Annotated in this window: 4 protein-coding genes; 3 read left to right on the top strand and 1 reads right to left on the bottom strand. The window is 54.2% G+C overall.

Going from position 1 to position 4,182, the window contains the following annotated elements; genetic code table 11:
• The 3 genes from Q0835_RS29415 to Q0835_RS29405 all read left to right on the top strand — a co-directional run.
• Nucleotides 1-556: transposase (locus Q0835_RS29415; protein ID WP_298966960.1), on the top strand; the 556-nt coding region annotated here is incomplete at its 5' end.
• A 168-nt stretch (nt 557-724) separates the two neighbouring features.
• The gene (locus Q0835_RS29410) at nt 725-1,576 is read left to right on the top strand and encodes a hypothetical protein (protein WP_298966955.1); all 852 of its coding nucleotides are present in this window, start codon (nt 725-727) and stop codon (nt 1,574-1,576) included.
• Nucleotides 1,577-3,559: 1,983 nt separating this feature from the next.
• On the top strand, nt 3,560-3,826 hold the full coding sequence (locus Q0835_RS29405; RefSeq protein WP_298966952.1) for a tyrosine-type recombinase/integrase: 267 nt from the start codon (nt 3,560-3,562) through the stop codon (nt 3,824-3,826).
• A 47-nt stretch (nt 3,827-3,873) separates the two neighbouring features.
• Here Q0835_RS29405 and Q0835_RS29400 read toward each other — a convergent pair whose 3' ends face one another.
• Nucleotides 3,874-4,101: a transposase gene (locus Q0835_RS29400; protein WP_298966949.1), complete on the bottom strand. Its 228-nt coding sequence runs from the start codon at nt 4,099-4,101 to the stop codon at nt 3,874-3,876.
• Nucleotides 4,102-4,182 lie beyond the last annotated feature (81 nt).

Below are 4,182 nucleotides of genomic sequence, written 5' to 3'. Positions count from 1 at the left end.
CCGGGCGCACGTGCCTGAGGATATTGCCTTTGCCACGAAGATCGAGATTGCCCGCGACATGATTGCCGCCGCCCTCATCGAAAGCCAAGCGCGAAACGAAAAGCCGAACGAAATTGAAACGCAGGCTGACTGCATTCGCCGCTTTCGTCTGCAACACAGCGTCCCCGTTCTGAGCGTCCTCAAGGACTGGCTCTACAAAATCGCCCCAAAGGTCTTGCCGGACAGCAAGCTCGGCGATGCCGTCTCCTATACCCTGAACCAATGGGACTATCTGACGCGCTACACCGAAGACGGCAGGATGCCGATAGACAACAACCTTCTGGAACGCGACATCAGAATCTTTGCCACCGGCAGAAAAAGTTGGCTGTTCAGCGACACCGTCGAGGGAGCCAGGGTCAGCGTCGTCGTCTACAGCCGGATGTTGACCTGCCGGGCCAGCGGCGTCGAGCCCTTGGCGTACCTGCGCCATGTCCTATCCGAACGACCGCAGCGTACCGCCGATGCAGACATCAACGATCTGCTGCCATTCAACTTCCCGAAAACAACTACCGCCTGATCTGACCGGGCGCTCTCCCATTCGAACACGTTCCAACAAATCGATGGCGTCAACGTGCTGGGAAATGAGAGCTTACAAACTAATAGCACAAAAATACAAAACATAAGACATCTTCCAAACCAATAGATATGCAAAATTTTCCAGGTTATTTTCTTGGAGTCTGCATCTGTGGCACGCAATATTGACGTTCATCACTTGATACCTTTGAATTTGTTTCCTGAGATTGTTGCTGATCCGGTGTATGCTAGAAAAAATTGCAGTCCCGGGCCCGTTGCAAATCACTTTCCTCAACTTTACCACCCCGAAACTCGCATCATTTGGGCGCACAAGACCCTGGCGTCAATCACCCTCTTGGCTGCAAAAATTTGTTCTGCATTTTTCAAATGGCGGCTAAGGGTGGTCGACTGCCTGCGTCCCATCGAGGCTCAACTGCGGATGGCCGACTATGGTTACCCAACCCAGCTAGTTTCCCTTCCAGGAACGGGTGGGCACCCAAGGGGCATGGCAATCGATATCATTCCGGAACAGCAATCCCTAGCGGGCTGGGTGCAAGTGGATATGGGCGTTATTTTCGACCATTTCTGTGCAGCTCCTCACCTCGCACTGATCGCAAACGGCGAGAACCATGGATCGAGAGAGCACACACGTTTTGACGGCCCGCAAAAGCGCAGCCTTGACGTTTATTTGAACCGGAGCAAGTTGGAGTTTGCGGTGCAACGCGCGGCCAACGCGTTGGATCAATCCATTTGGGCCCTTCCCGAGGAGTGGTGGGACTTTCGCTTATACCCTGAAATTTTCGAGCGCTACAACGCTATCAGTGAGGCGGATCTTTTGCCTTGTCAACGTGTCATGGATCCGGATCTGGAAGCTGCGAAAGCAATCTTAGACCAACGCCTCCCGGACATGATGAGACATGAGGTTGAGACTGTTCAACGTCAAGTTGAACAAGTCTGGAATGGCTCCTTCAAGCAAGACATTGATCGGCCTTATGTTCCTTTGACGCAACTTGCCGACGCATGAACAAAAAAGTGTATGTCGGGTCGCGTTCTTTATTAAAAACCTCTCGGTAAACTTCGAGGGCTTTCATCTGTGCCAAAACCTCTGAATGGGTCACCTAATGGAGCCAAAAGAAGATGAAAGAAAGTCGGGCGGCGATGTGGCGGAGCGACAGTTATCTCCTAAAGGGCGCGCCGACGCCGCTGGAGAACGGAAAATGCGAACATCAACCATTGCGATCACAGACCGTGGGCCGGTTCCGGAGCAAATTGAACTTGCAGGCAGGCGCTCCAGCAACGCCGATTCCAACAGGCATCGCGGCCGCAAATTGAGGCAAGAGGATACGACTGAAAATGACTCAAACAAGTCTACTGACGGAACACAATTTGCAGCACGTTCTGCACAATCCTCGGCTCAAGCTGAATCGAACAATGCACTCGGCACTCTCACCACGGGACCTAAAACGGCTAGCCGCCAGGAAGTCGGTATCCGTCTGCGGGAAAGTGCCGGAGATGCAATAGCTGCAGAGCCGCATTCCAGCGGGAAACGCCATGCTAACGTTCCTCAAACCGAGAGGCAAAATCAGAAGAAAAGAGCGCACCAGGCGCCTTCCGCCCTGACCAAGATCCGCAGACGTGCCAACGCGACCAAGTCAACCGCCGCTGTCACCGCTGGCCCCTTGGACACTTTTTTCAGGCCAGCGGGGCCGAACAAGATTCCTTTTTCCTTCCGCACCTTGTTGGATCGATTTCGTCAACCCTCGGTCCAAACAGGACCGAGCAATGGAGCAAGCACTCTCATCGCCCAGCGGGGGGCAGCCAGCGAAAAGAAGACTCGCATCAGATCGCAGCAAAGTGCCGGAAATGGAAGGCCCATTGCGCGGCTTCTCCGCCTGAAGAGCCATAGCGGCAAAAAACGTAAGACGCTTGGAAAACCACTTAACACACGAACCGCAAGGCAGTTGTATCGGTCACATGAAGAAGCTGGGACAAACGAGATATCGTCTCACTTTCAGAGCAATAGAATACTGGGACAATCCAAGACGCGTACTCAATCGGCGAATGGACGCGTCCGGCAGGCCCAGGAGGGAGCCAATCGGGAGGTACAGGCGACCAATGTTATCATAGACGTCGACGCGATGACTCCTTCTTCGTTGTCGGAAGCAGGGGGGCAGAACTACAAGCCTCGATCGACACATATGGACGCTCCGGCCAACCTTATCATCCCGGAAGTTCCTGAAAGCAGCATCGATGCTTCTTGCACCGGCCGTTACAACACAAACCGGCAGGGTCAAACAAGAACCATTTCCAGGGTGGCAAGCGCGCCAATTGATGTCGACGCATTCCCATCCCAGCCATCGTCACCGGCAGCAGAGACACGAGGTATTGCGGTACGCAGTGGGTCGGCCAACTCAGGCTGGGTTGCGCCTCAAACCACTGCTGTCCGGGTGGCCCCAGCTTCAAAAGATAAGACAGCAACACGCCGCCTTGGACACGAACACCCGATTTCACAAAACCGTCGCGACGAAGTCAGTAAAAGGCCCAACCGTCCACCAAAATCGTGGCCAAGAGATGTTGCGTTTGCACCAAATGAGTGTCCTCCCTCAAAACGACGGCAGCTAACACTCAATGAAGTTATCACCACCCGCGAACCCTCGCCCGATAGGGTCCAGCTTCTGCCGACCAATCAAACGTCTGTTCAAAAAAGACGGCAAACTGCTATTGAAGAGGTTATGACTGTCGGCCCTTCGTCCACAGATCGCGTCAGGCTTAGACAGCCATCCCAAAATCTGGACCTCCCAGAACCGCAATTGCGGCAAACAACCTTCAACGAAATTCTGGTAAATCGCGAACTCGCGACCCCGGCTGTTAGAAGCACAAGCAGCTTAAACTCTAAAGATGCACGGCAAGGGGGGCCTGTCAGAAACCGATCGCGTGAGAGAGAAAGGCATCTAACCAGATAAACTGTCAGAAATCTGGATCACAGATTCCATCAATTGTTGCGATTGTGGTTTCCTTGAATTTGCTTGTCGGAGCTTTGCACCCGCTTACGGTCCGCCACACCACGGCGATACACCTCATGCAGGCTGGGATTCACATCACCGTCATCGCACTCAGGCTGGGTCACGAAAGCCCAGCCACGACACATATGTACCTCCAGGCCGACCGATCAATGAAGGAGTGCTCCCTCGAACGCCTACAACCAATCGGAGCACGCCACGGTCGGTATCGGCCACCAGATCAGTTGCTATCGATCTCGACACGGCCGTCTTGAAGAAAGGCTTGCAAAACGTCCCAGGGAGGGTGGATGTAGGGGAATTTCTAGCCGAGGTGTGACCTGGCGAAGACCCTGAAGCGTTGCTCTTGCCGCCATTTGCCAATGGCGGCAACCAGAGGTGTGGTGCGGGCCTGCTTGGCCGAGAGCCGTTGCACTGGCGCCGTGTCGCGGATATCGGCCTCGACTCTGTAGAACTCGGCTATCCGGCGCAAGCCCCTGGCGGCGATCTTGGAACCGTCTCTATCAAACACTTTCTTCAGTTTCCACCTCACGTATGACTAATACATAGCGTAATTCCGGCGGCCACTCTCCTGAGCCTATGATGCGGGGTCGTAGCACACGCCCCAAGAGGG

Source organism: uncultured Roseibium sp., from assembly GCF_947499295.1.
Lineage (GTDB): Bacteria > Pseudomonadota > Alphaproteobacteria > Rhizobiales > Stappiaceae > Roseibium.
This window is presented reverse-complemented; position numbering and strand designations above follow the sequence as displayed.